Source organism: Rhizobium sp. NRK18 (assembly GCF_024385575.1).
Taxonomy (GTDB): domain Bacteria; phylum Pseudomonadota; class Alphaproteobacteria; order Rhizobiales; family Rhizobiaceae; genus JANFMV01.
In genome coordinates this window covers 166,272-192,005 of record NZ_JANFMV010000004.1, presented here as the reverse complement: position 1 = coordinate 192,005, position 25,734 = coordinate 166,272, and the positions used below count along the sequence as shown (strand labels likewise).

23 protein-coding genes are annotated in these 25,734 nt (G+C 62.9%); 8 read left to right on the top strand and 15 right to left on the bottom strand.

What is annotated here, in order from left to right; genetic code table 11:
* Positions 1-18: 18 nt before the first annotated feature.
* The 3 genes from NN662_RS20140 to NN662_RS20130 form a co-directional block, all read right to left on the bottom strand.
* Positions 19-3,219, bottom strand: coding sequence for an efflux RND transporter permease subunit (locus tag NN662_RS20140; RefSeq protein ID WP_261932206.1), 3,201 nt, complete (start codon positions 3,217-3,219; stop codon positions 19-21).
* A 125-nt stretch (positions 3,220-3,344) separates the two neighbouring features.
* Positions 3,345-4,535, bottom strand: a complete 1,191-nt coding sequence (locus NN662_RS20135) for an efflux RND transporter periplasmic adaptor subunit (RefSeq protein WP_261932205.1) — start codon at positions 4,533-4,535, stop codon at positions 3,345-3,347.
* Between the two features lie 44 nt (positions 4,536-4,579).
* Positions 4,580-5,389: an alpha/beta hydrolase fold domain-containing protein gene (locus NN662_RS20130; protein ID WP_261932204.1), complete on the bottom strand. Its 810-nt coding sequence runs from the start codon at positions 5,387-5,389 to the stop codon at positions 4,580-4,582.
* Positions 5,390-5,556: 167 nt separating this feature from the next.
* On the opposite strand from NN662_RS20130, the gene NN662_RS20125 reads away from it, so the two are divergent.
* Together NN662_RS20125 and NN662_RS20120 are read left to right on the top strand one after the other, a co-directional pair.
* Positions 5,557-6,474, top strand: coding sequence for a LysR family transcriptional regulator (locus NN662_RS20125; RefSeq protein ID WP_261932203.1), 918 nt, complete (start codon positions 5,557-5,559; stop codon positions 6,472-6,474).
* A gap of 97 nt (positions 6,475-6,571) precedes the next feature.
* On the top strand, positions 6,572-6,820 hold the full coding sequence (locus tag NN662_RS20120; RefSeq protein ID WP_261932202.1) for a DUF6074 family protein: 249 nt from the start codon (positions 6,572-6,574) through the stop codon (positions 6,818-6,820).
* A gap of 103 nt (positions 6,821-6,923) precedes the next feature.
* On the opposite strand, the gene NN662_RS20115 is transcribed toward NN662_RS20120, so the two are convergent.
* The 3 genes from NN662_RS20115 to NN662_RS20105 form a co-directional block, all read right to left on the bottom strand.
* Entirely contained in the window at positions 6,924-8,132 is a 1,209-nt protein-coding gene (locus NN662_RS20115) for an MFS transporter (RefSeq protein ID WP_261932201.1), read from the bottom strand.
* 60 nt (positions 8,133-8,192) lie between these two features.
* Positions 8,193-9,182 (bottom strand): AraC family transcriptional regulator, encoded by a 990-nt coding sequence (locus tag NN662_RS20110; RefSeq protein WP_261932200.1) that lies wholly within the window; start codon positions 9,180-9,182, stop codon positions 8,193-8,195.
* 68 nt (positions 9,183-9,250) lie between these two features.
* Complete coding sequence (locus tag NN662_RS20105) at positions 9,251-10,267, bottom strand: LacI family DNA-binding transcriptional regulator (RefSeq protein ID WP_261932199.1); 1,017 nt, start codon at positions 10,265-10,267, stop codon at positions 9,251-9,253.
* 135 nt (positions 10,268-10,402) lie between these two features.
* On the opposite strand from NN662_RS20105, the gene NN662_RS20100 reads away from it, so the two are divergent.
* The 6 genes from NN662_RS20100 (at position 10,403) to NN662_RS20075 (ending at position 16,602) form a co-directional block, all read left to right on the top strand.
* Positions 10,403-11,452 (top strand): Gfo/Idh/MocA family protein, encoded by a 1,050-nt coding sequence (locus tag NN662_RS20100; protein ID WP_261932198.1) that lies wholly within the window; start codon positions 10,403-10,405, stop codon positions 11,450-11,452.
* Entirely contained in the window at positions 11,449-12,384 is a 936-nt protein-coding gene (locus NN662_RS20095; RefSeq protein ID WP_261932197.1) for a sugar phosphate isomerase/epimerase family protein, read from the top strand. Before NN662_RS20100 ends, NN662_RS20095 begins: the two co-directional genes overlap by 4 nt.
* Before the next feature lie 139 nt (positions 12,385-12,523).
* Positions 12,524-13,753: an ABC transporter substrate-binding protein gene (locus tag NN662_RS20090; RefSeq protein ID WP_261932196.1), complete on the top strand. Its 1,230-nt coding sequence runs from the start codon at positions 12,524-12,526 to the stop codon at positions 13,751-13,753.
* A gap of 64 nt (positions 13,754-13,817) precedes the next feature.
* Positions 13,818-14,717: a carbohydrate ABC transporter permease gene (locus NN662_RS20085; protein WP_261932195.1), complete on the top strand. Its 900-nt coding sequence runs from the start codon at positions 13,818-13,820 to the stop codon at positions 14,715-14,717.
* On the top strand, positions 14,714-15,538 hold the full coding sequence (locus NN662_RS20080; RefSeq protein WP_261932194.1) for a carbohydrate ABC transporter permease: 825 nt from the start codon (positions 14,714-14,716) through the stop codon (positions 15,536-15,538). The genes NN662_RS20085 and NN662_RS20080 overlap by 4 nt, the downstream gene beginning before the upstream one ends.
* Positions 15,535-16,602: an ABC transporter ATP-binding protein gene (locus NN662_RS20075; RefSeq protein WP_261932193.1), complete on the top strand. Its 1,068-nt coding sequence runs from the start codon at positions 15,535-15,537 to the stop codon at positions 16,600-16,602. The genes NN662_RS20080 and NN662_RS20075 overlap by 4 nt, the downstream gene beginning before the upstream one ends.
* A 39-nt stretch (positions 16,603-16,641) precedes the next feature.
* Here NN662_RS20075 and NN662_RS20070 read toward each other — a convergent pair whose 3' ends face one another.
* The 9 genes from NN662_RS20070 to NN662_RS20030 form a co-directional block, all read right to left on the bottom strand.
* A complete protein-coding gene (locus NN662_RS20070) occupies positions 16,642-17,709 on the bottom strand; it encodes an ABC transporter ATP-binding protein (RefSeq protein WP_261932192.1) in 1,068 nt (355 codons plus the stop codon).
* A gap of 11 nt (positions 17,710-17,720) precedes the next feature.
* Positions 17,721-18,554, bottom strand: coding sequence for a carbohydrate ABC transporter permease (locus NN662_RS20065; RefSeq protein WP_261932191.1), 834 nt, complete (start codon positions 18,552-18,554; stop codon positions 17,721-17,723).
* 4 nt (positions 18,555-18,558) lie between these two features.
* Complete coding sequence (locus NN662_RS20060) at positions 18,559-19,482, bottom strand: carbohydrate ABC transporter permease (RefSeq protein WP_261932190.1); 924 nt, start codon at positions 19,480-19,482, stop codon at positions 18,559-18,561.
* Positions 19,483-19,556: 74 nt separating this feature from the next.
* On the bottom strand, positions 19,557-20,819 hold the full coding sequence (locus tag NN662_RS20055) for an ABC transporter substrate-binding protein (RefSeq protein ID WP_261932189.1): 1,263 nt from the start codon (positions 20,817-20,819) through the stop codon (positions 19,557-19,559).
* Between the two features lie 41 nt (positions 20,820-20,860).
* Positions 20,861-22,030: a PLP-dependent transferase gene (locus tag NN662_RS20050; RefSeq protein ID WP_261932188.1), complete on the bottom strand. Its 1,170-nt coding sequence runs from the start codon at positions 22,028-22,030 to the stop codon at positions 20,861-20,863.
* On the bottom strand, positions 22,027-22,719 hold the full coding sequence (locus NN662_RS20045) for a FadR/GntR family transcriptional regulator (RefSeq protein ID WP_410010995.1): 693 nt from the start codon (positions 22,717-22,719) through the stop codon (positions 22,027-22,029). Before NN662_RS20045 ends, NN662_RS20050 begins: the two co-directional genes overlap by 4 nt.
* A 318-nt stretch (positions 22,720-23,037) precedes the next feature.
* Positions 23,038-24,090, bottom strand: a complete 1,053-nt coding sequence (locus tag NN662_RS20040; RefSeq protein ID WP_261932186.1) for a 4-oxalomesaconate tautomerase — start codon at positions 24,088-24,090, stop codon at positions 23,038-23,040.
* The gene (locus NN662_RS20035; protein ID WP_261932185.1) at positions 24,083-24,754 is read right to left on the bottom strand and encodes a 4-carboxy-4-hydroxy-2-oxoadipate aldolase/oxaloacetate decarboxylase; all 672 of its coding nucleotides are present in this window, start codon (positions 24,752-24,754) and stop codon (positions 24,083-24,085) included. The genes NN662_RS20040 and NN662_RS20035 overlap by 8 nt, the downstream gene beginning before the upstream one ends.
* 1 nt (position 24,755) lies before the next feature.
* Complete coding sequence (locus NN662_RS20030; RefSeq protein WP_261932184.1) at positions 24,756-25,718, bottom strand: VOC family protein; 963 nt, start codon at positions 25,716-25,718, stop codon at positions 24,756-24,758.
* Between the last annotated feature and the right edge of the window lie 16 nt (positions 25,719-25,734).

Here is a 25,734-nt window from a genome sequence, read left to right as displayed (position 1 = left end):
GAGGTCGAATGCCGGACCCTATTCCGCTGCCGGTCGCATTACGGCCTCGTCCGGTTCCCGAGGAGCGTTGTCGTTGTGCTGGACCAGTGGGCGGTTGCCCGTCAGCTTTCTGACCAGCACATAGAAGACAGGCGTCATGAAGATGCCGAAGAAGGTCACGCCGATCATCCCCGAAAACACTGCAACGCCCATGGCGGCGCGCATTTCCGCGCCCGCGCCGGTCGATGCGACCAGCGGAACGACGCCCATGATGAAGGCCATGGATGTCATCAGGATCGGACGCAGGCGCAGGCGGCTTGCCTCTATCGCCGCCTGTACGGGGCTTCGGCCTTCGAACTCGAGTTCGCGGGCGAATTCCACGATCAGGATGGCGTTCTTGGCCGACAGGCCGACGAGCACCACAAGCCCGATCTGGGTGAAGATGTTGTTGTCTCCACCGGTGAACCAGACCCCCGTGAGGGCGGCAAGAACACCCATCGGCACGATCATGATGATCGCCAGCGGCAGCGTCAGGCTTTCATACTGAGCGGCGAGCACCAGGTAGACGAGCAGCAGGGCCAGCGGGAAGACGATGACGCCCGAATTGCCGGCAAGGATCTGCTGGTAAGTGAGGTCGGTCCATTCGAAGCCGATCCCCTTGGGCAAGGTCTCGGCGGCGATCTTCTCGACGGCGGCCTGGGCCTGTCCGGACGAGAAGCCTGGTGCCGGTCCACCGTTGATGTCGGCGGACAGGAAACCGTTGTAGCGGTTCGTCCGTTCCGGACCGGTGGTCGCATCCACCTTCAACAGCGCCGAAAGCGGGATCATCTGGCCAGAGTTCGACCTGACCTTCAGTCGGCCGATGTCCTCTGCCTTGGCCCTGTATTTGGCGTCTGCCTGCACACGGACGCTGTAGGTACGGCCGAAGGCATTGAAGTCGTTGACATAGAGCGATCCGAGATAGATCTGCAGCGTATCGAAGACGTCGGTGACGGCCACGCCCAGTTGCTCGGCCTTGGTGCGGTCGAGGTCGGCATAGAGCTGCGGCACATTGATCTGGTAGCTCGAAAACAGACCGGTCAGTTCCGGTGTCTGGTAGGCCTTGGCGAGGAATGCCTTGTTGGCCTGGTCGAGCGCCTGATATCCGAGCCCGGCCCGGTCTTCCAGCTGCAGCTTGAAGCCGCCGGTGGTGCCGAGACCCTGCACGGGCGGCGGCGGGAACATGGCGATGAAGGCGTCCTGGATCGCTCCGAACTTCTGGTTGAGCTGCATGGCGATGGCGCCGGCCGACAGGTCGGGCGTCTTTCGCTCTTCGAAGTCATCGAGCGATGCGAAGACGATGCCGGCGTTCGAGGAGTTTGTGAAACCGTTGATCGACAGGCCCGGGAAGGCGATGGCGTGTGCCACGCCGGGTTGCGCCAGGGCGATCTCGCTCATCCGCTTGATGACGTCTTCCGTCCGGTCGAGGCTGGCGGCATCCGGCAGCTGCGCGAAGCCGATCAGGTACTGCTTGTCCTGGGCCGGGACGAAGCCGCCCGGGACCGCATTGAACATGCCATAGGTCGCACCCGCCAGAACGAGATATATCGCCATGACGATGGTCTTCCTCGACAGAAGCCCTCCGACGCTGCGGCCATAGGCATTCGAGCCAGCGCCGAAGACGCGGTTGAAGCCGCGGAAGAACCAGCCGAACAGGAAGTCCATCGAGCGGGTCAGCCAATCCTTCGGGGTATGATGATCCTTGAGCAGAAGCGCTGCCAGGGCGGGCGACAAGGTCAGCGAGTTGATGGCCGAAATGACGGTCGAGATCGCGATCGTCAGCGCGAACTGGCGATAGAACTGCCCGGAAAGGCCGGAGATGAAGGCCAGCGGCACGAACACGGCGACAAGCACCAGGGCGATCGCGATGATCGGGCCGGACACTTCCTTCATCGCCCGATACGTCGCCTGTCGCGGGCTCAGCCCGTTCTCGATGTTGCGTTCCACGTTCTCGACGACGACGATCGCGTCGTCGACGACGATGCCGATCGCCAGCACCAGGCCGAACAGGCTGAGGGCGTTGATCGAGAAGCCGAAGGCATACATCACGCCGAAGGTGCCGATGATCGACACCGGCACGGCGATCAGCGGGATGATCGATGCCCGCCAGGTCTGCAGGAAGAGGATGACGACGATCACCACCAGCGCGATGGCTTCCAGCAGCGTGTCGACGACCTTTTCGATCGAGGCGCGGACGAACTTCGTGGTGTCGTAGACGATTTCGTACTTCACGCCTTCCGGCATGGCCGCCTGCAGGTCGTTCATGGTTTCGACCACGGCATCGGAAATGGCGATCGCATTGGAACCGGGGGCCTGGAAGACCGGGATTGCGACGGCCGGCTTGCCGTCGAGCAGCGAGCGCAGCGAATAGTCTGCCGCGCCCATTTCCACCCGTGCGACATCGCGCAGGCGGGTGATCTCGCCGCCTTCGCCGGTCCGGACGATGATGTTGCCGAATTCCTCGGGGCTCTTCAGGCGGCCCTGGGCATTGACGTTCAGCTGCATGTCGACGCCGGGAAGGCTCGGCGACGCGCCGATGATGCCGGCCGCGGCCTGGACGTTCTGCTGGCGGATTGCGTTGGTGATGTCGCTGGCGGCGAGCCCGTGGGCTGCTGCCTTCTGCGGATCGATCCATACGCGCATCGAGTAGTCGCCGGAGCCGAAGACCTGAATCTGGCCGACGCCGGGGAGGCGCGCGAGCCGGTCCTTGATGTTGAGGACGGCGTAATTGCGCAGATAGGTGATGTCGTAGCGGTCGTCCGGCGAGGTCAGGTTGACCACCATCATCAGGTCGGGCGAGCTCTTGACCGTCGTCACCCCGAGGCTTCGCACTTCGGCCGGCAGGCGCGGCTCGGCCTGCGACACGCGGTTCTGGACGAGCTGCTGCGCCTGGTCTGGGTCGGTGCCGAGCTTGAACGTCACCGTCAGCGTCATGACGCCGTCCGAAGTCGCCTGACTCGACATGTAGAGCATGCCGTCGACGCCATTGATCTGCTCCTCGAGCGGTGTGGCGACGGTTTCGGCGATCACCTTCGGGTTGGCGCCGGGATAGGTCGCGCGCACGACGATCGACGGCGGCACGACCTCGGGATATTCGGAAATCGGTAGCGATCGCAGGCCGATGAGGCCGGCAATGACAATCAGGATTGACAGCACTCCGGCAAAGACCGGGCGGTCTACGAAAAATCTGGAAATATTCATTTCAAAGCCCTCTCCGGGATGAAAATTTGTCACGGCGTCCCCGTCCGGCGATCTTGCGACCGCCGCCGGTGCTGCGCATGTCTTGAAAAGCCGGCGGAGCGGTTCGGTGCTCCGCCGAAAGCGTTCTATTGTTTTGCGGCGAGCTGTTCCTGCGTCTGCGGCACAACGAGCGTGCCGGGACGGACCCGCTGCAGGCCGTTGACGACGATCGTGTCGCCGACGGCGAGGCCGCTTTCGACGACACGCATGTCGTCGATCGTCTGGCCCAGCTCGATTGGCCGGTAGTCCACTTTGTTCTCACCATCCACCACGAAGACGAACTTCTTGTCCTGGTCCGTGCCGACTGCACGGTCGCTGATAAGGATCCTGTTTTCGGATTTCGGCTGCCCCATGCGGATCCTGACGAACTGCCCAGGGATCAGCCGGCCGTCCGGATTGTCGAAGATGGCGCGCACGCCGATCGTGCCGCTGGCGGTGTCAACCTGGTTGTCGACCAGCTGCAGCTTGCCCTTGATCGGCGTTCCCTCGTCGGCAAGCGTTCCGATTTCGACCGGGATCGTATCCAGCGGTCTTGCGGAGCCCTTGGAGACAGGCAGCTGTGCCAGAGCCTTTGCGACCACGTCTTCGCTGACGTTGAAGCCTGCATAGATCGGATCGACGGATACCAGCGTCGTCAGAGCCGGCGAGGTGGAGCCGCCTGCAATCAGGTTGCCGTCCGTGATCTCGACCTTGCCGACGCGGCCGGCGACCGGAGCCCGCACCTTCGTATAGTCGAGTTCAAGCTGGGCCGCCTGCAGCGCTGCCTTGGCTGTCTGCAGGCCTGCCTGGGCTTCGGCGAAAGCATTCTGACGCTGGTCCAGCTCGCTTTGCGAAATGGTCTTGTTGTCGGAAAGCTTGTGGCCGCGTTCCAGTTCGATGCGAGCAAGGTTCAGCCGCGCTTCCGCCGAGGCGACCTGGCCCTGGATCTGGGCAACGGCTGCCTGATAGGGAGCCGGATCGATGGTGAAGAGCAGGTCGCCCGCCTTCACGAGCGCGCCTTCGTGGAATTCCACCGACTGGATGGCCCCGGCGACGCGCGAGCGTATCTGCACATCGTCGACGGCTTCGAGACGGCCGGAAAATTCTTCCCAGGTCCTGATGTCCTTGCTGCCGACCACTGCCACGGTGACGGGCACGGCCGGAGGGGCCGCCGGCGTGCCGGTCTCGGTTGCTGTTGCGGTCATCGGTGAATCGAAATAGAGCGTTGCGGCCAAAACGGACGCAGCCAAGCCCATGCCGGCGCCCGCAAGGGCCCAGCGTTTCCCAAAGGATGTCATCTATCTAATCTCCTTGCGTCCGTGAACGGACGCGACTGATCAATTTATTTGCAAAGCAATTTCTGGCTGATGTCCCCAGCAAAGGTTCTGAAAAAACCGGCGAGGCTCTCCTGCCACGTCGGGGCATGCTCGGTTTTCCCGCCATAAATGGATGGCCAGCCGGTCCCGGCGGGGAGGACATGCTGGCGAACTTTGGTTCCGCCCTGCCGAAGACGGTCGGCATAGCCAAGCGTCTCGTCGCAAAGCGGATCGTCCTCTGCGGTCAGCACGAGAGCGGGTGCAACGCCCGACAAGCGCGAACAGAGGCATGGAGCGGCGTAAGGATGGCACATGCCGCCGCTCAGATACTGGCTCCAGCCCTCGCTCCAGCGCTCGCGCATGCCAATCTCGTCCGCCTTGCGGATGGAGGTCGAACCCATGAAAGGATCGACGAGAGGAGAGATCAGGATCTGGCCATCGAGCTCGTTGGCGTAGTGATCGCGGGCCTTGAGGGCGACGCCGGCCGCAACATTGCCTCCGGCTTCCGTGCCACAGAGAAACAGAAGCGATTTCCGATCGCCCAATCCGGCGCGCTTCTTGGCGAGATAGGAGAGGATCGAGAAGCCGACTTCGAGCGGCTTGGGAAAGGCGTTGCCGAGCGGCGCGTTGTAGTCGGGTGCGACAACGATGGCGCCCGTGCCTGCCAGGCAATACGCCACGGAATTGTCCTTCAGCCCGCGCTCGAGAAACGCACCGCCGTGAAAGAACAGGATGACAGGCGGTCCCTTGGCGATTTCGGCGCCCTGGTAGACGCGTGCAGACACGGGCCCGAGGGGCACCTTGTCCAGCAACATATCCTTTACCACCACCGTCATCGACTTGGGCCTTGGCTTGATCGGAAAACACAGCGCAGATCCACACGATCTGCTAATTCGATGGAAAATGTATCGTTGTTCAATTATACGTACAAGCTAACCAATTTTGATTTCAGTGTTCAAAATTCGGGATAATAGTGCAGCGCAAGATGGAGAGGTAATCGACGATGGATCAACTGTCGGCAATGCGCGCCTTCATTCGTGTGGTCGAAACGGGCAATTTCTCCCGCGCCGCGGAAGCCCTCAGGATGCCGAAGGCAACGGTCAGCACGCTTATCCAGGGGCTCGAATCCCATCTGCAGACGAAGTTGCTCAACCGCACCACCCGCCGCGTGATGGTGACGACCGACGGCGCGCTCTACTACGAGCGCGCGGTGCAGATCGTATCCGAACTCGAGGAGCTCGACAGCAGCCTTTCGACCTCGCACGGGCTGGCGAGCGGTCGTCTGCGCGTCGAGATGGCCGGCGCATTTGCAGACTGGATCGTCATCCCGGCGCTCTGCGATTTCTACCAGAAATATCCCGACATCCGCATCGACCTCGGCGTCGGCGACCGCACTGTCGACTATCTGGCCGAAAACGTCGACTGCGCCCTGCGCGGGGGAACGCCTGCCGACCAGTCGCTGATTGCGCGGCGGGTGGCCGAAGTTGCCCTGATCACCTGCGCGTCCCCTCTGTATCTGGAAAGGTTCGGCGTTCCGCAGCATCCGAGAGACATCGAGAAGGACCATTACTGCGTCAATTACCTGCGTGCCGAAACGAACCGCATATTGCCGCTGGAGTTTCGCAAGGACGGGGAAAGCGAGCTAGAGATAGACGGCCGCTACATTGTCTCCGTCAACGACGCGCGCAGCTACATGACGGCGGTGCGTGCCGGCCTCGGCATCGCGCAGCTTCCCCTGTTCATGATCGGCGATGCGCTCGAGACCGGGGAACTGGTGCAGCTATGCCCGGACTGGAACCGGGAGCCTCTGCCGCTCTATGTCGTCTATCCGCCGACCCGCCATTTGAGCAACAAGGTGCGCGTCTTCGTCGACTGGCTTGCCAAGCTCCTCGGCGACGCGAAGCTTGATCGGCTGCCCTAGCCGTCGCGTGGCCGGCTCACGGCGAAGTTCACCAATTGTGAACCCTTGGCGTCAATAGTCTCGGGACAGACTGATTCCCTTTGGTACCGGAGACGCCATGACACTCGTTCAATTCCCAGCCCATCGGCGCATTGCGGAGGTAAGACGCTGCGCAGAAACTCTTCTCGGGCTCCATGGCGAGGCTGCGAACGCATTCTGGCGGACCGAGATGAGTGCACTTGCGTCAGCGCTGAGAGAGCAGAATGTCAGTGAAGCGGAAATCTCGCGGCAGGCCGGCCTCTTCATGCAGGCCGTGCAGCTGGAGTTGCAGTCCGCCTATGCCGTGGAAAGCGGCACCGGCCAGTAACGAGCCGGTTGCGGCTAACGAATACAAGATCGGAGGGCGCGACCAGTGGAGGTCGCGCCCGCCGATATCATTTGGGCCTTCCGGAGCACCTGATGTCGGACGATCAGGTACGGGACTGTGTCAGCGGCAGGAGTAGGGTGACGGCAGCCAGGGCGGCGGTCAGCGTCAGGGGGCCGACGGCGCCGTAGTGGTCGACGATGAAGCCGCCCAGGACCGCGCCGATGGTGATCGCCACCTGGAAGGAGACGACCATCAGGCTGCCGGCCGCTTCCAGCGCGTCGGGTGCGGCTCTGGAAAGGTTGGTCGGCAACACCACCGGCGCCATACCGAAGGCGAACCCCCAAAGGGCGACGAGGGTGAATGCGACGCCGATATTGGCGCCCCAGAGCACCAGCGCAATTGCCGAGACCCCCATCAAGGTCGCGGTGGCGATCAGCGCCATGCGAATGCTGGCGTCCGCCATGCGCCCGCCGGCCACGTTGCCGATGACGGATGCGATGCCGAAGCCCAGCAGGGCCATGGCGATCGGACCCGTATCCAGCAGTGTCACCTTTTCAAGGAAGGGGCGGACATAGACCGAACCGGCAAAATGCCCCGTCATCAGCAGAAGGATGGCGAGCATTCCAAGCTGGACGCCACGCCGCCGCGTCAGCCGGAAGACGTCGCCAAGGCTGTTGCTTTGGCTTGCCGGCAGTGACGGCAGGCTGATGACCTGCAGCAGCAAGGCTATTGCCGCCAGCCCCGCCGTCATGGTCATGGCGCTGCGCCAGCCGATCCAGTCACTGATGAGGGCGCCGAGCGACGGGGCTGCAATGGTGGCAAGCGAGACGCCGAGGGTGACGATCGCCATGCCGCGACCGGTGGCATTGGCGCCCACCAGCCTTGCCACAACGGCAACCGAGAGCGCCCAGAAGCCGCTGAGCGCGATGCCGAGACCGGCCCGCCCGAGAAGCAGGAGCCAAAGGTCGGCCGCGAAGGCCGCAAGAATATTCGAGCCGATCGCCAGAGCGGTGAGGGCGACGAGGACGGCCTTGCGGTTCAGCCTGCCGATCAGGACATTGCTGAGCAGCGCCGTGACGGCACCGACGGAGGCGGTGGCCGTCACCACCTGACCGGCGGTTCCCTCGCTGATCCCGAGATCGTTGGCCATGGGTGTGAGAAGGCCTGCCGGAAGGAATTCCGCGGAAACGAGCGCGAAGCTGGTGGCCGCCATGGACAGAACGGCGAGCCATGTGGCGGGGCTCCATGCGGTTGGCTCTGCAATATCAAGGTCCAGAGCCGCGTCATTAAATTGTGATGAAGTATCCGTCATTGAAGTGTCTCCTGAATACGGATGCACTTCATAGCGGAAGGCTATAGGACGGTATGCATCTTAAAATCCGAAATTTATGTCCGTTCGTCCTGACTTGCTGCGACGCACAACGCCGGGCGAGACTTTGGTGGTCCGTTTGAAGGCGCGCGAAAAGGACGCCTCGGATTCATAGCCGAGGCGCTCTGCGACCTCGGCGACCGATATGTGGCCTTGTCCCAGCAGTTCGCGGGCGAGCTGCATGCGCAGTCGGGTGATGTAGCGCGCAGCGCCTTCGCCGAGAACGGCGCTGAACCGCTGGGCGAAGATCGAGCGGGACTGGCCGGCCACCCCGGCGAGGCTTTCGAGGGTCCAGTTATGCCCGGGATCGCGGTGAATGGCAGCGAGGACGCGGCCGAGATGGGGGTCGCGGATGGCGGCAAGCCAGCCGGTGGTTGCGGCACCGCTGCAATTGACCCAGCAGCGGATCAGCCTGGCGACCAGAAGGTCGGCCATGCGCGACAGCACCGTGGCGCTGCCCATTTGCGGCTGCGAGGCCTCGGCCGTCATGGCGGTCAGAAGAGGGCCGATGATCGGGTCGTTGCCGGCCACGTCACAGCCCCAGATGATCGGCGGCATCAGGGCGATCAGGGGATCGAGCGCCTGCGCGTTCAATGCCATCGAGCCGCAGAAAAGCGTGCTCGTCGCACCGTCTCCTTCCCGCACCACCTCGCAGACATTGCTACCCACCTTGGTGATCTGGCAGCTTTTCAGGCAATCGCCTTCGACATCCGGCGCGCTGGCCAGCCGATGGGCGATGCCTTGCGGCAATAGCACCAGATCCCCTTCGTTCAGGGCCTGCCAGCCTTCGGCTTCCGTATGAAGCCAGCACGGCCCCTGGCTGACGAAGTGAAAACGAAGCAATTGCTGCTCGGGGAAGGCGATGCTCCACGGGTGACGGAGTTCGCACCGTCCATAGATGACGCCACTCAGGCGGAAGTCCTGGAGGACCTCGCTGAGCGCATCCATGGGGATATTCGGTGGCGATGGCTGTCGAGACGAATGATCAAGCATGGGGATAATTTATGGCTCGATCGTCTTGCGCGCAAGAGCAGATATACGGTGCTATTGTGACAGCGCCGTCAGCCGCTCTCGCCTTCGACCAGCGTCATCGGCCAGATTCGGCGCTTGATGATATCGGGATAGCTCTGGCGGTAGGCCGGCATGGAGCCCAGCAGCGTCTCCGCCAGCGCGGCGCCGAGATCGCGCAGCGAGAGGTCGAAGGATGTCAGGCTGGGCGAGAGGAATTTCGCCTGTGGGCTGTAGCGGCCGATGATGGCGACGTCCTTGCCCGGCTTCATTCCCACCTCCGTCAGCCCCCGGTAGAGCCCCATGACGATCGCCTCGTTGACGAGAATGATTGCCGTTGGAGGTTCCGCGCAGGCCTTGATGTCGCGTGCAATGCGGTAGCCGCCGTCCTCGTTGGGCGGCCCCTTGAAGATATAGTGGTCCGGAAGCGTCAACTGGTGGCGCGCGAGCGTCTCGCGGACCTGGTCGATGAAGATGTAGGCGAGGTTGTGGTCGCCATGCGGCCAGATGACGCCGATGCGGCGATGGCCATTTGCCACGAAGCGGTTGACGGCGATCTCGGCCATCCCCTCGAAATCGAGATCGATCCACGGCTGGCCGACATCGGTGAGGCTTCGCCCGAGCGGAATGAAGGGGATCTTGCGCTTTGCCAGCAGTGTGAAACGTGGATCGTGCCGGCGCGTGCCCGACAGGATGATCGCGTCCGCAAATCCGCGGGCAACCATGCGGTCCAGATAGACGTCGGGGTCTTCGCTCGACGGACAGAGGAGTGTCACGAGATCGAGCTGATGGCGCGTTAGCACGCTCTGCACGCCGTCGAAGACGCTGGTGAAGAAGAGGTCGCCGTAGCGGCTGACTTCCGGATCCGTCTCCATCATGAAGCCGACGATACCGGTCTTGCCCTTGCGTAGCGCGCGACCGGCCTGATTGGCGACATAGCCCAGCTTCTCGGCTGCCTCCATCACCCGCCGGCGGGTCTCCGGATTGACGTCAGGCTTGCCGTTCAGCGCCCGCGAGACGGTGCCGATGGAAATGTTCAGATGATCCGCTAGCTGGCGAATGCCTGTCATCGGTTCCTCTCTGCCAGTCACTTTTCGTAAACGATTACGCAAACCCATTGACATATTCGCAGAGAGGTTCATAGTTTCCGTAAACGTTTACGGATGTGCGGGAAGAGGAAATCGCCGTCCGAAGGGAGGAAATAAGTGAAAATGAGAGCCGTCCTGTGCGGGTGCGGAGCTATGGCCAAAGGCTGGCTCCGGGCATTGCAGTCGACCGATGAGTTGCGTGATGCCGTCGAGCTGGTCGGTCTCGTCGATCTCAATCGCGAGACAGCCGCAGCACTTGCCATCGAATTTGACCTTGGCGACATCGTCATCGGCACGGATCTCGATGACGTGCTCGAGCGCTGCAATCCCGATCTGCTGTTTGATGTCGTGGTGCCGGGGGCACGTTCGCAGGTAGCGCGAGCCGGCCTGCGCCACGGGTGCCATGTGCTGAGCGAAAAGCCGCTGGCGGCCTCCATGCAGGAGGCATCCGAACTGGTCCGGCTGGCCGCCGAGGCCGGAAAAATCCATGCCGTCGTCCAGAACCGCCGCTTCATTCCCGGCATCCGCAGGCTCAGGCGGGCGGTCGAGGACGGGCTGATCGGCGATCTCACCGGCGTCCATTGCGATTTCTTTCTGGGACCGCATTTCGGCGGCTTCCGGGAGGCGATGGACAATGTCCTGCTTCTCGACATGGCCATCCATACCCTGGACGCGGCCCGCTTCGTGTCCGGCCGTACGCCGCTCTCCGTCTATTGCGTCGAAACCAATCCGCCCGGCTCCTGGTACGCTCATGGCGCGGCGGCGAATGCCATCTACCGGCTCTCCGGCGATGCGGTGCTCACCTATCGCGGCTCCTGGTGTGCGGAAGGTCGGCCGACGAGCTGGGAAAGCAGCTGGCGGCTCGTCGGCTCCCGCGGGATGATCACCTGGGATGGCGACGCCACATTCGACGTCACCACGCCCGGTCACGAGGAGGGGCTGCTTGCCGGCTTCGAGGTCCTCGACATGCCGGAAGCACCCGATGACGACCTGCTGCACGGCCATCAGAGTGTCATCACCGATTTCATCCGGTCGATCAGGACCGGAACCCGGCCGGAAACCGCAAGCGACGACAACATCAACAGTCTCGCCATGGTTTTCGGGGCGATCGAAAGCGCCCGGACCGGTCTTCCCGTCGATCTGCAAGCAAAGGAAATGATTTCGTGAGCAATCCATTGAACGCAATCCGCATCGGCACGATGATCCAAGCCAGTGAAGGCAAGGCGCCGGAAAACATTGCCGCCATCGCCGATCTCGGCTTTGAAAGCTTCGAGCCCTTCTTCTGGCAGACCACCAACGGCCAGGACCTCGCCGAACTCGGCAAGCGCTGCCTGGAAGCGATCGGCGACCGCGACATCACCATCTCGACGCTCGGCATGTTCGGCAATCCGCTGGAAACGAACGATCTCGACATCGAGACGCTGAATGGCTGGAAGGCCTGCATCGACAACGCCCATCATTTCGGCGCCACCTGCGTCGCCGGCTTTACCGGCCGCATCCGCAACAAGCCACTGCCGGAAAGCCTGCCGCGCTACCGCGAGGTCTGGAGCGAGCTCGCCAGGCGGGCGGCCGACAAGGGCGTGAAGATCGCCTTCGAAAACTGCGCGATGGACGGCAACTGGCAGACCGGCGACTGGAACATCGCCCACAATCCCGACGCCTGGGAGATGATGTTCAACGAGACGCCGGACGACAATCTCGGCCTCGAATGGGAACCCTGCCACCAGATGGTCTATCTCATCGACCCGCTGCCGCAGATCCGCAAATGGGCCCACAAGATTTTTCACGTGCACGGCAAGGACGCGACGATCCGCTGGGACGTGATCCGCGAGCACGGCATTTTCGGCAAGGAACCCTTCGTGTTCATGCGCACGCCCGGTTTCGGCGACAGCAACTGGACCGACGTCATCTCCGAGCTGCGGCTCGCCGGTTACACCGGCGCCATCGACATCGAGGGCTGGCACGATCCCGTCTATCGCGGCGATCTCGAGATGACCGGCCAGATCCATGCGCTCAACCATCTGAAGGCGGCGCGCGGAGGCGTGCGCTTCATCGATGCCAGCTCACGCTACGCGGGAGGCGATCCATCGCTGAACTGATCCATAGAGAGCGCCTTCGCAGGCGGACGCGAGGGGGCTGGACTGCAGATTTCGGGCGGAAGTGAGGAGCTGCCCGACCGCCGCCGCGGCAAGGAGGCCGCGGCTCATTCACCGGCAATTTGCCACAAGGGAGGAAAGCATGAAGTTCTCGAAAATCGGACTACTCGCCTGCGCCGCACTCGGCGCCATCGGCGTAGCGCATACTGCCTCGGCTGAAGACGTCACGCTCAAGGTCTGGTCGATCGACGGCCGCGACCGGCCGGGCCTCGCCGATACCTTTTCCAAGGAATTCAGCGACATGGATAACGGTATCAAGATCGAATACCGCATGATCGCCTTCGACGACATCGTCAACGAGACGCTGAGGGCGTTTGCCACCGGCAACGCGCCGGATATCGTTTCGGTCGACAACCCGGATTTCGCGCTGTTCTCGTCGCGCGGCGCCATGCTCGACATCACCGACCGGGTGGCAAAATCCGATATCATCAAGACCGACAACTTCTTCCCCGGCCCGCTGAACTCGGTCACCTGGGACGGCAAGCTTTACGGCATTCCGAAGTACACCGACACGATCGCCGTGTTCTACAACAAGGACCTGTTCAAGAAGGCCGGCATCGATCATCCGCCGGTCACATGGGAAGAATTCGCGGCTGATGCGGAAAAGCTGACCGACCCCGCAAACCACGTCTACGGCGCCACCTTCTCGGCGCGCGCCGGCGAGGAAGGCACGTTCCAGTTCCTGCCGATCATCCAGATGTCCGGCGGCAGCTTCAAGAAGGTCAACACCGAGGGTGCGGTGCAGACCCTCGAACTCTGGAAGAAGATGATCGACAACGGCTGGGCGTCGAAGGACGTTCTCACACTTGGCCAGTGGGATTCGACCGGCACGTTCAATTCGGGCAATGCCGCGATGGCCGTTTCCGGCAACTGGGAAATCGATCGCATGCTGGACGATGCCAAGTTCGACTGGGGCGTGGCGCTGTTGCCGACGCTGACCGAGGGCGGTGACCGGTCTTCCGCGCTCGGCGGCTTCGACTGGGGCATCATGTCGGGCACCAAGCATCCGGATGAAGCCTTCAAGGCGCTGGAATATTTCGATTCCCAGGCCAAGCGCCTCTACAGCGAGTTCGGCTACATTCCGCCGCGCAGCGACATCAAGCTCGCCTCGAGCGGCAATGAGCGCAAGGACGCGGCCATCGCGAAGTTCCTCGAGCAGCTGAAATATGCCCAGCCGCGCGGTCCGCATCCCGAATGGCAGAAGATCTCCAAGGCGATCTACGACGCCGAGCAGGCGGCCCTGACCGGCCAGATGTCGGCCAAGGATGCGCTCGATCAGGCACAGGCCACGATCGAGACGATCGTCAACTGACGTACCCGCACCCGGTCCGCGACCTGCTGACCGGGTGCGAACGCAAGTTCGGGAGACCATCGCAATGAAACCCCTGTCCAGTCTGCGCGACGGAATAGGCTTCGACCTGGCGCTTGTCGGCGCCGCCCTGCTGTTCCTTCTGGCGCTTGCCGGCCTGCCGCTCGTCTACAATGTGCTGATGAGTTTCCAGAAGGTCGACATGTTCACGCTGAACGCGTTGATCCGTCCGTTTGCCGGCTTCCAGAACTATATCGACGTCTACCGGCAGCCCGAATTCTGGATGGTCGCCCGCAACACGCTGATCTTCGTGTTCTTCTCGATCCTCGGCCAGTTTACGATCGGTTTTGCGCTCGCCGTGTTCTTCGGTCAGGATTTTCCGGGCGCCAAGGTCATCCGCGGCCTGTTTCTCGTCTCCTGGGTCATGCCCGGCCTCGTGGTCGGCGCGATCTGGAGCTGGATCCTTGCCGGCGATTTCGGTGTCCTCAATTCGATCCTGAGAGGGATCGGCCTTATCGACGCTCCGCTGTTCTGGAAATCGGATCCGTCTCTTTCGATCTGGGCGGTGGTGATTGCCAATATCTGGCTCGGCGTCGCCTTCAACATGCTGCTGCTTTCCGTCGGCCTTGCCGCCATCCCGCGCGACCTCTACGAGGCTGCAGAGCTCGACGGGGCCAATGCCTGGCAGCGCTTCTGCACGATCACGCTGCCGATGATGCGCTCGACCGTCGGCGCCGTGCTGGCGCTCGGCATGATCGCGACCCTCCAGCAGTTCGATCTCTTCCCGGCGCTGACGGAGGGCGGGCCTGCCAATTCCTCCAATGTGGCGCAATACTGGTCGTGGCAGATGTCCTTCAAGCTCTATGATTTCGCCAAGGGCGCGACGATCTCCGTGATGCTCTTCGTGCTCGTGCTGATCGCCTCGATCGTCTACGTGCGCTCGACCCGGCATGAGGTGCGCGGATGACCCGGAGAGCCGCAAACTGGAGCCTTCTTCTCGCGCTCATCCTCGCCGCCTTCTACCTGTTCCCGCTCTACTGGATGTATGTCACCAGCCTGAAGTCGAACTCGGAGATCTATGCCAATCCGCCGACCTTCTGGCCGCTTCACCCGGATTTCACGATCTATCCCGACGTCTGGATCCGCAAGTCCATGCCGGTGTTCATGAAGAACTCGCTGATCATCGCCAGCGGGGTGACCGCGGTCACGGTGCTGCTCGGAACGGGATGCGCCTATGTGCTGGCGCGCTATCGCAGCGTCTGGATCGACATCGGCCTGTTCTTCGTCCTGATGCTGCAGGTGTTGCCGGCGTCCGTGATGATCACGCCGCTCTTTGTCGGCTTCAACCAGATCGGGCTCCTGAATTTCCCGCGGCTTGCCGTGGTGCTGGCGACAGCGGCGAAATCGATGCCGTTCTTCGTGGTTCTCGTCAGGGCGACCTTCATGAGCGTGCCGCGCGAACTGGAGGAATCGGCTCTGGTCGACGGCAATTCGCGGGTCGGGGCCTTCTTCTTCATCGTCCTGCCCCTTGCCCGCAATGGCATCCTCGTCTGCGCAATTCTTACCTTCATGCAGGCGTTCGGCGAATACATCTACTCCAAATCCATTATCCAGGATCCGTTGTTCCAGCCCGCAAGCGTCGGCCTCAGCGCGTTCCTCGGCCCGAACTCCTCCGACTGGAGTTCGATCATGGCCTATTCGGCGATCTACGTGACACCGATCCTCGCCATCTTCGTCATCCTGCAACGGCGCATCGTCTCCGGCCTGACCTCGGGAGCCCTGAAATGACATCACAGATCGAGATCCGAAAACTCGAGAAATTCTACGGCGCTTATCATGCGCTGAAGACCATCGACCTCGACATCAAGAAGGGGAGCTTCGTCGCGCTTGTCGGTCCGTCCGGCTGCGGGAAGTCGACGCTCCTGCGCACTCTGGCCGGGCTGGAGAGCATTTCTTCCGGTGACATCAGCATCGAGCACGCCGATGTCACGAATGTCCCGCCGCGCAAGCGCGACGTGGCCATGGTGTTCCAATCCTATGCGCTCTATCCGCATATGACCGTCGAGGACAATCTCACCTACTCCCTGCGCTGGAAGAAGGTGTCCAAGGCGGACCGGCGCCGGCGCGCCGCAGAGGTTGCCGCCTCTACCGGTCTCTCCGACCTCCTCAAGCGATATCCGCGCGAGCTTTCTGGTGGCCAGCGTCAGCGCGTCGCCATGGGCCGCGCCATCATCCGCAATCCGAAGGCCTTCCTGTTCGACGAGCCGCTGTCCAATCTCGACGCGGCTCTCCGGGTGCAGATGCGCAAGGAGATCCGAGCCCTGCACAACCGGCTGGGTGCCACGTCCGTCTACGTCACGCACGACCAGATCGAAGCCATGACCATGGCCGACCATGTGGTGGTCATGCGTGCCGGTGTCATCGAGCAGCAGGGTTCGCCGCTCGAACTCTACGACCGACCGGTCAACCGGTTCGTGGCCGGCTTCATCGGCTCGCCGGCGATGAACTTCGTCGATGCCAGGGTCGGGACGGACGGCAAGTCGCTTGTTCTTGACCTCGGGGGTGCGCAGACGATCGCGGTTGCCACTGAGCTGCCGGCCGGGCGCGACGTCACCGTCGGGCTCAGGCCCGAGCATATGCGTCTCGCATCGGGCGATGAAGCCATGCTGGCATTCCCGGTGGGATCGGTCGAAAACACCGGCTCCAGCACTTATCTCGCCGCCGACGGCACAGAGGATTTCAATCTCGTAGTCAACGGCCGCACCGATGTGTGCCCCGGAGATAAGGTCGGCGTCGCATTCGATGCGGCGCAGATGCACCTCTTCGATGCGCAGACAGGGCTGAGACTGTAGATGGCCCTGCCACTGCTGCCGCCGCTACCGGTTGCGTGATCAGTCCGTCCGCCGACCTTCGGCGTCGAAGACGTGGAGGTGCTCGGTGGGGAAGTCGACATGGATTGTCGGCGGCAGGCTGAGTGCGGCGCGATCGAGCGTGAAGACCTTGAAGCGCTGGCCGTGCAGCACGAGGTGCACGATGATGCCGAAGCCCGTCGGCTCGACGAGTTCCACCTCGGCGCTCCAGCGTCCGTTATCTGAAATCACCACGTGTTCGGGACGGATGCCGAGCGTCGCCTCCGACCCGTTCGCGATGCCCTGGCGGGCCCGGACGGGAACCATCGTGCCGTCGGCGAGCCGGAATTCCGCCTCGCTGCCGCTCACATGGTAATGTCCCTGAAGGAAGTTCATCCCCGGCGAACCGATGAAACCGGCGACGAAGAGATTGGCCGGCCGGTCGTAGAGTTCGAGCGGCGAGCCGACCTGCTGCACGATGCCGCCATGCATGGCGACGATGCGGTCGGCGAGCGTCATCGCCTCGATCTGGTCGTGCGTCACGTAGATCGAGGTGGCGCCGAGATCGCCGTGAAGCTTCTTGATTTCGGCGCGCATCTGCTCGCGCAGGCGGGCATCGAGGTTGGACAGCGGTTCGTCGAACAGGAAGGCTTTCGGCTGGCGTACGATGGCGCGGCCCATGGCGACGCGCTGACGCTGGCCGCCGGAAAGCGCCTTCGGGCGACGTTCGAGCAGCGGGTCGAGGCCAAGCTTGGAGGCGGCGCCGTGCACCGCATCGGCGATCTTCTCCTTGGCCGTCTTCCGCAGTCGCAGGCTGTAGCTCATGTTGTCGGCGACCGTCATGTGCGGATAGAGCGCATAAGACTGGAAGACCATGGCGATGTCGCGGTCCTTCGGCGGCAGGTCGTTGACGCGCCGGTCGGCGATGCGGATGTCGCCGCTGGAAATATCCTCCAGCCCGGCGATCATGCGCAACAGCGTGGACTTGCCGCAGCCGGACGGACCGACCAGCACGATGAACTCGCCGTCCCTGATGTCGAGATCGACGCCGTGCAGGACCGGAAAGTCGCCGTAGCTCTTGCGAACGCCTTGAATATCGATGGAAGCCATGGGGTGTCCTTTCAGCCTTTGACGGCGCCGGCCGTCAGGCCCTGTACGAGGTATCGCTGGATCATCAGGAAGAAGAGGCAGGCCGGGATGAGCGCAAGCACGCCCGCCGCCATCATCTGTCCGAAATCCACGGAGAATTTGGAAACGAAGGTCAGAAGTCCTACCGGGAAGGTCGCGGCATCGTTGCCGGAGATCAGCATCAGCGCGAAGAGCAGCTCGCTCCAGGCGGCGGTGAAGACAAAACCGAGCGTGGCGGCAATGCCGGGCAGCGTCAGCGGCAGGATGATCTGCCGGAAGGCCATGAACTGCGTGGCGCCGTCGATCATCGCCGCCTCCTCGAGATCCTTCGGAATGCCGTCGAAGAAGGACTGCATGAGGAAGGTCGCGAACGGCACGTTGAATGCGGTATAGACGATCACCAGGCCGGTGAGGCTGTTGGTCAGGCCGAGCGGCGAGAGCATCTTGAAGATCGGCGCGACCAGCATGACCAGCGGAAACATCTGCGTGATCAGCATGAGCGCCACGATCCAGTACTTGGCCCGGAACGTGAAGCGCGACAGCGCGTATCCCGACAGCGAGGCGAGGATGGTGACGGCGAAGGCGGTGGAGCCGGCGACGATGACGCTGTTGCGGAAAAAGGTCGGGAAGGCGCTGTGGGCAATCACGAAGGCGAAGTGGTCGAGCGTCGCATGCGAGGGCCACATCCGGACGCCTTCGGTATAAAGCAGGTCGTTCGGCGTGACGGCCACCTTCAGGAGCCAGAACAGCGGGAAGAGCGCGAAGACGATGTAGCAGAGGATCGCCAGGCGGTGCGCGATGATGAGTGGGATACGGCGGGCGCGCATGGGATCAATCCTTGTTCAAGAGCGTCTGGCGCAGAAGCACGATCAGCATCGAATAGGCGAGCAGCAGCGCCAGGAGAACGAGTGCGATTGCCGAGGCGTAGCCGAAGTCGAGACGCTTGAAGGCCTGGGTGAAGATGTAGCTCGCAACAATCTGGGTGCGGTCGGCGGGGCCGCCATTGGTCATGACCACGATGAGATCGGCAAAGTTGGCGATCCAGACGGTGCGCAACAGGACGGTGATGGCAATCGTCGGGGCGAGGAAGGGCAGCGTGATGGAGAGAAAGCGCTGCGTCGGGCTCGCGCCATCGATTGCGGCAGCCTCGTAGAGGTCGCGCGGGATCGCCTGAAGGGCGGCGAGCAGGGTGATGGCGAAGAAGGGAATGCCCCACCAGACATTGGCGATGATCGGACCCCACATGGCGAGATTGGGGTCGGAGAGAATGTTGTTCGGCTGATCGAGCAGGCCCAGCGCATAGAGCCAGTGCGGGATCGGGCCGATGACCGGATTGAACATCCACGCCCAGTTGAGGCCGGCCAGGAACGTCGGCACGGCCCAGGGCAGGAAGACGAGGGCCTGGACGATGCCGCGACCGACGAAGGGCTTGTCGAGCAGGAGCGCGAGGATCAGGCCGAACAGGAACTGGAAGAAGACCGAGGCGCCGGTCCACCAGAGCGTGTTCTTCAGCGCGCGGTAGAAGGACTGGTCGTGGGCGAGTTCGCGGAAATGATCGAGCCCGATGAAGCCGCCGGAAAACGGATTGAGGAGCTGGACGTCGCGGAACGCGTAGGAAATGCCGAGCACCAGCGGCACCAGCATGACGGCGACGATCAGGATCAGCGCCGGCGCGCTGTAGAGATAGGGCTCCGTCGCGATGGCCATCCGGCGCCGGAGAGGCAACCGGTTTTGCGGTGATGCGTAGCTGGTCATGAACTATCTGGTCTCTGGTGTGTCTGTCATAGGAAAACGGGCGGGGAACATCGTCCCCGCCCGGATGCAGAGGCTTACTTCTTGCTTGCCAGGAACTTCTGCTGAGCCTTGGTCAGGTAGTCTGCCCACTGGTTTGCAAGGTCTTCCGGCGTGATGTCGCCGAGAAGCGCTTCCTGGGACGTCTTGATGACGAGCGAATCCTTGAAGTAGGCGAACTCTTCAAGATAGGTCGGCATGGTCGTCGGAATAGCGTCCTTGTCGCCCAGCTCCTCGAACCAGCCCTTGAACTGATCGTTCGCGTAGAACGGATCCTTCTCGGCCGACTTCAGAGCGGGCAGGGCGCCGGTACGCTTGTTCCAGGCGATGTTGCCTTCCGGTCCTTCGAGCGTGGCGATCAGCTTCCAGGCGAGATCCTTGTGCTCGCTCGAGGCCATCATCGACCAGCCGGCGTAACCGATGGTCGGGAAGGTCTTGCCGTCCGGACCCTTCGGCATGGTGGTGACGCCGAAGTCTTCCGGCTTCATGCGCTCGGCAATGGCGATCAGGGCATCCGGATCCTGGTCGAGGAAGGCGCAGGTGCCGGAATAGAAGCCGGCAACGATCTCGTTGAAGCCCCAGTTGACCGAATCCTTCGGCGCGTAGCCGTTCTTGTAGAGATCGATCAGCCAGGTCAGGCCCTTGGTCCAGCCCTCGGAGTTGAAGGTCGAGGTGCCGTCTTCATTGAAGAACTTGTTGGAGCCGGCCATCGATGCGCCGAACATCACCCAGCCATTGAGACCGCCCGGCCCGCCGCGCAGGCAGTAGCCGTACTTGCCGGGAAGGGCGGAGACCTTCTTGGAGTCTTCCAGGAACTCGTCCATCGTCTTCGGCGGTTCGGTGATGCCGGCTTCGGCGAGCAGCTTCTTGTTGTAGAACATGGCGCGCAGATAGAAGCCGTAGGGCAGCATGTAGGCCGTGTCCTTGACGTCGCGGCCGAGTTCCAGGGCGCGGTCGGAGAGGTCGGGCGTCGTTTCCCACTTCTCGAGATAGGGCTCTAGGCTTTCAAGCATGCCGTTATTGGCATAGAGCGAAAGCCAGGTGTCCGGCATTTCCATCACGTCCGGCACGTCGCCGGCAGAAACCATGGTGGCGAACTTCTGGAAGGCTTCGCCCCAGGGCAGCGAGACGATCTCGACCTTGGTGCCCGGATTGGCTTCCTCGAACTTGGCGACAATGGACTTCAGCGTCTCGGTGCGTTCCGGGCTGGTGATCACTTCGACCAGCTTCAGCGTCGTATCGGCGAGCGCGGTGCCGGCCATCATCGTGGCCATCATTGCTGCGGTAATCAGTCTTTTCATCTTCGTTCCCCCTTTTGTGGTTCGGGCTGCGGTTGCTTCTGTCAGTCCTGGGAAGCGGCGATCGCCGCCTCCAGATCGCTCCACAGCGCCTCGGTTCCTTCGAGGCCGACATGGAGACGGATGGAGCGCGCATCGATCCCGAAGGTCTGCGCGGAATTGGGCTGGGCTTTCTGCTGGAGCACGACTTCGCCGGGCACGATCAGGCTTTCGTGGCCACCCCAGCTGACGCCGAGCTTGAAGAGCTTCAGCCGGTCGCAGAAGGCGCGGATGTCTATGCCTTCCCTGAACGTGAACGAGAACAGGCCGGAGGTTCCCTTGAGGCCGGGCGGCAGACGGTTGGCGAGCGCCGGGTGGAAGACCTTGTCGACGATGTCCAGCGCCTGCAGGCGACGGGCGATCTCCAGTGCGGAGGCTTCATGCGCCTTCATTCGGATCGGCAGGGTGCGCATGCCGCGGACCAGCAGCCAGGCGTCGAACGGCGACAGCTTGCCGCCGAGATAGGGCAGGCTTTCGCCGCGAATGCGGTCGACCAGGACCTTCGATCCGGCGACGACGCCGGCGACAACATCGCTGTGGCCGCCGAGATATTTCGATGCCGAATGCAGGACGAGATCGACGCCGAGCGTCAGCGGCTGCTGGAAGACCGGGCTCGCCCAGCTGTTGTCGATCACCGAGACGACGCCGTGCCTTTTGGCAAGTGCCGCCAGCGCGCCGACGTCATGGGCTTCCATGATCCAGCTCGTCGGGCTTTCGAGATAGAGCAGCTTGGCACCGGGCAGGGCCCTGGCGACCGCCTCCTCGTCGCGGCCGTCGACATAGGTGACCTCGATCTTCATCCGCTTCAGGATCGTGCCGAACAGGCGGAAGGCATCCGGATAGACGTGACGGACGGCGACGATCCGGTCGCCGGGTTCGACGAAGGCGAGGACCGACGATGAAATCGCCGCCATGCCGCTGGCAAAGCCGAGTGCATCTTCGCCGCCTTCCAGTCTGGCCAGCATTTCCTCGAAGATGCGGACGGTCGGGTTGAGGCCGCGCGAATAGACGGGGCGAACCTTTTCGCCGCGATAGGTCGAAACCATCTCGTCATAGCTTGAGAAGGTGAACAGCGACGTCTGGACGATCGGCGGCACGACCGCCTCGAAGGCATTGGCCTCGTCATGGGCGGTGATCAGCGAAAAGGCTTCAAACGGGTCCAGGCCGTTGTTCATCGGGACATTTCCTTGATGTCTTCCTCGACGACGTCGAGAATCTTGAGTGTTTCGCGCCGCGCCGCTTCCGTGTCCTGGGCGGCGATCGCGTTGAAAAGTGTTCGGTGATAGGGAAAGGACCGCCGGGCAAAGTCCGGCCGGTCGAAGGGCTTGGACCAGAAGCGCTCGAAAGCTTCGCGCATCTGCTCCAGAAGCTGGCGGAAAAGCGGGTTGTGCGTGGCATCGTAGATCGCGAGGTGAAAGGCCAGGTCTTCCGGGCCGGACGTGCCCTTTGACAAGTGCACGTGCTCCATCGCGTCGAGCTTCTCCTCGATGGTCTTCACATCCTCGGCGGTACGGCGGCGCGCGGCGACCGTGGCGGCTTCGACTTCGAGACCGCGCCGGACCTCCAGCGTCTGCATCAGCGCGTCGCGCAGGTCGATAGCGTTGAGCGTCAGCGGCATGTGGATGGTGCCGCTGCTGATCGGCTTCAGGAGGTAGGTGCCGCTGCCCTTGCGGGTTTCCATCACGCCGAGCGCCTGGAAGCGGCCGATGACTTCGCGGATCGTCGAGCGTCCGACGCCCAGCGCATCCATGAGTTCGCGCTCGGCGGGCAGGCGGTCGCCGGCCTTCAGGTTCTCGTCGGAAATGTAGTTGGCGAGCGCGTCGCTGACCTGCTGGCCACGGTCGATCGGGGCCAGCGGCGCCATCCGCGGTCTCTCCACCCTGTCCTCTCCCGACATTCTACCTGCCCCTGTGACCGTCTGAATTGGTCTGACATCTTACCAAAACGTGAAATGGGAAAGATGTCAAGCGTGCTTCGGGAGGATTGCGAAAGGCACTGCCGGACAGGCGTCGAAACACCGCGTCTGAAGTCGAGCGACGAGAACGATGGCGGGCAGGAATGGCAGGTGTGAAGAATTGGGCGGCACGCGGGGAACCGGTGCCAACACCGCGATACGGAGGCGCTTTATGACAGCGGGGAAGCCGCGAAACGCCGTCCCTGTTCGCTGTATCGGGCGTCGCGACTAGGCGAAGACCCGGCCGTCAAAGAGCTTGCGGGCGGTGCGGACATTGCCGGCGCCGCGGATCGCGCCATCTTCGGCAATGTCGAGGAAGACCTCCATGTCGCCGGTCGGATGTTCGACGCGGTAGCGCCCGTCGGCAGGCGGCTGGCATAGTTCGGCCGCCGGGCTTCCGGCGATCCGCGTCGCCGTCGCCACGGTGATGGCGGCGAAGACGCCGACCGAGGCATGGACGCGATGGGGGATGAAGCTACGCGTGGCAATCGCGCCGCCCTGGTACGGCGCAGACACCAGCGTCATCTTCGGGACGGAAGCCTTCTCGACATCGCCAAGGTTCATCATCGGTCCGGCCTTCAGGCGGATGGCCTCGATCCGGTCCTTGATGTCGGTCATGGCTTCAAGATCTTCGCGCGCCTCCTTGCCGGACAGGCCAAAATCGGCGGCACGCATGATCACGCATGGCATGCCATTGTCAATCAGCGTGCAGTCGACGCCGTCAATTACGTCGAAGGCGTTGCCGGTCGGCAGCAGCGAGCCGCACATGGAGCCGGCGATGTTGAGGAAGAGCAGGGGGACTGCCGCATGGGTACCGGGCACGCCGGCAATTTCGGTGCTGCCGGCATAACTGACCTTGCCGCCGGGTGTCTGGATGCGGGCGAGCGCGATCTCGCCGCTGTTGACCATGTGGATGCGCACCTGCGTTTCCTCGCCGGTGGCCGCGACAAGTCCGCGTTCGATGGCCGCCGGGCCGACGCCGGCGAGGATATTGCCGCAGCCCTGGGCATCACTGACCAGCGCCTTGTCGACGAAAACCTGAAGGAAGAGATAGTCGACATCCGCGTCCAGCCGGCTTGGCGGTGACAGGACGGCGACCTTGGAGGTGAGCGGATCGGCGCCGCCGATGCCGTCGATCTGCCGGGGGTCGGGTGAACCCATGATCTTCAGAAGAAGGTTGTTTCGCACCTCTGGATCGGATGGCAGGTCCCGGGCGAGGAAATAGGCGCCCTTGGAGGTGCCGCCCCGCATCCACAAGCAGGGGATGCCGCCGTCAGACATATTTCAGGCCCTTCTCGGCGAGCCGCGGGCGCATGTCGTAGATGTCGAGCCCGAGTTCGCCGGCCGCCAGCCGTTTGCGTTTGGCTTCTTCTGCCGCCAGCCGCTTTTCGGCGGCGGCCAGCACGGCGGCAGCTTCCTCGCGCCGAACGACGCAGACGCCGTCATCGTCGGCAACGATGATGTCGCCGGCTTCAATCTGAGCGCCGGCGCAGACGACCGGGACGTTGACCGAACCCAGCGTTTCCTTGACCGTGCCCTGCGCCGAGATCGCCTTCGACCAGACTGGAAAGCCCATCGCGGTCAGGTCGCGGATGTCGCGAACGCCGGCGTCGATGACGAGGCCACGGCAGCCGCGCGCCATGGCGGATGTTGCCAGCAGGTCGCCGAAATAGCCGTTGTCGCACGGTGAGGTCGGCGCCAGCACGAGAATATCCCCGGGCTTCAACTGTTCGATCGCCACATGCAACATCCAGTTGTCGCCCGGAGGCGCGGATATGGTGACGGCAGAACCGGCGATCTGCGCGCCGGCATAGATCGGCCGCATATAGCTCGACAGCATGCCCTTGCGGCCTTGGGCTTCATGGACGGTGGCGACGCCTGCAGCCGCTAGCCGGTCGATGATCGCCTGATCGGCGCGCGCGATGTTCTGAACGACGACGGCCATGTCAGTGTCCCTTCGTTTCAACGGGCGGCGTGCCGTGCGTATGGAATGTCTCGATGGTCTTCAGGCCCCAGGCCTGGCCCTTCTTGCGGTCCTTCTCGGTCCAGACGACCGGCTGCCAGTCGGGAGCGAGAATGAGGCGCGCGCCGGAATTGGCGAGCTCGACACGATTGCCCGCCGGCTCCCAGACGTAGAGGAAGAACGTGCCCTGAACCGCATGCTTGTGCGGACCCGTTTCGATGTGAACGCCGTTCTGCAGGAAGATGTCGGCGGCGCGCAATATGTCCTCGCGCTGGTCGGTCGCATAGGTGACATGGTGTAGCCGTCCCTGGCCGCCGCCATGCTCTTCGGTGCAGGCGAGATCATAGGTCTTGTTGTTGATCGTGAACCAGCAGCCGCCGAGACGGCCATTGTCGAGCTGGATCATTTCGGTGACACGGCTGCCGAGGCAGGTTTCCATGAAGGCGCGGAATTCGCTCACGTCCTCGCTCAGGAGATTGAGGTGGTCGATCCGGCGTGGCGCAGCCCCGGTGAAGGCGGATGCGGTGTTTTTCAGCGCCGCCTTCTCCGCGTCTTCCTGTGCCTCGTACCAGACGGTGTCCCAGTAGATCTCGAAGACATGGCCGAACGGATCCTCGAAGCGGAAAGCCTTGCCGTGGCCACGGTCGCCCTCGACCCAGCCGATCACCTTGTATCCGCTCTCCTCGATCGCCTTGACGCGGCGCATGAGGGCGGCCTCGGACGAGGCGCGATAGGCGATGTGGCCGACGCCGGTGGTGTGGTGGCGTGTGAGCTTCAGTGAATGGAATTCGTAGTCGTCCCAGGCGCGCAGATAGGCTGAGGTCTCGTCCATTCCGGACAGCTTCAGCCCGTAGATGCGTGTGAAGAAATCGAGACTGTCCTCGAAGCGGTCGGTGTACATCTCGACATGGGCGAGATGGGCAAGATCAAAGCAGGGTTCCGTCATCTCAATCCTCCCGAAG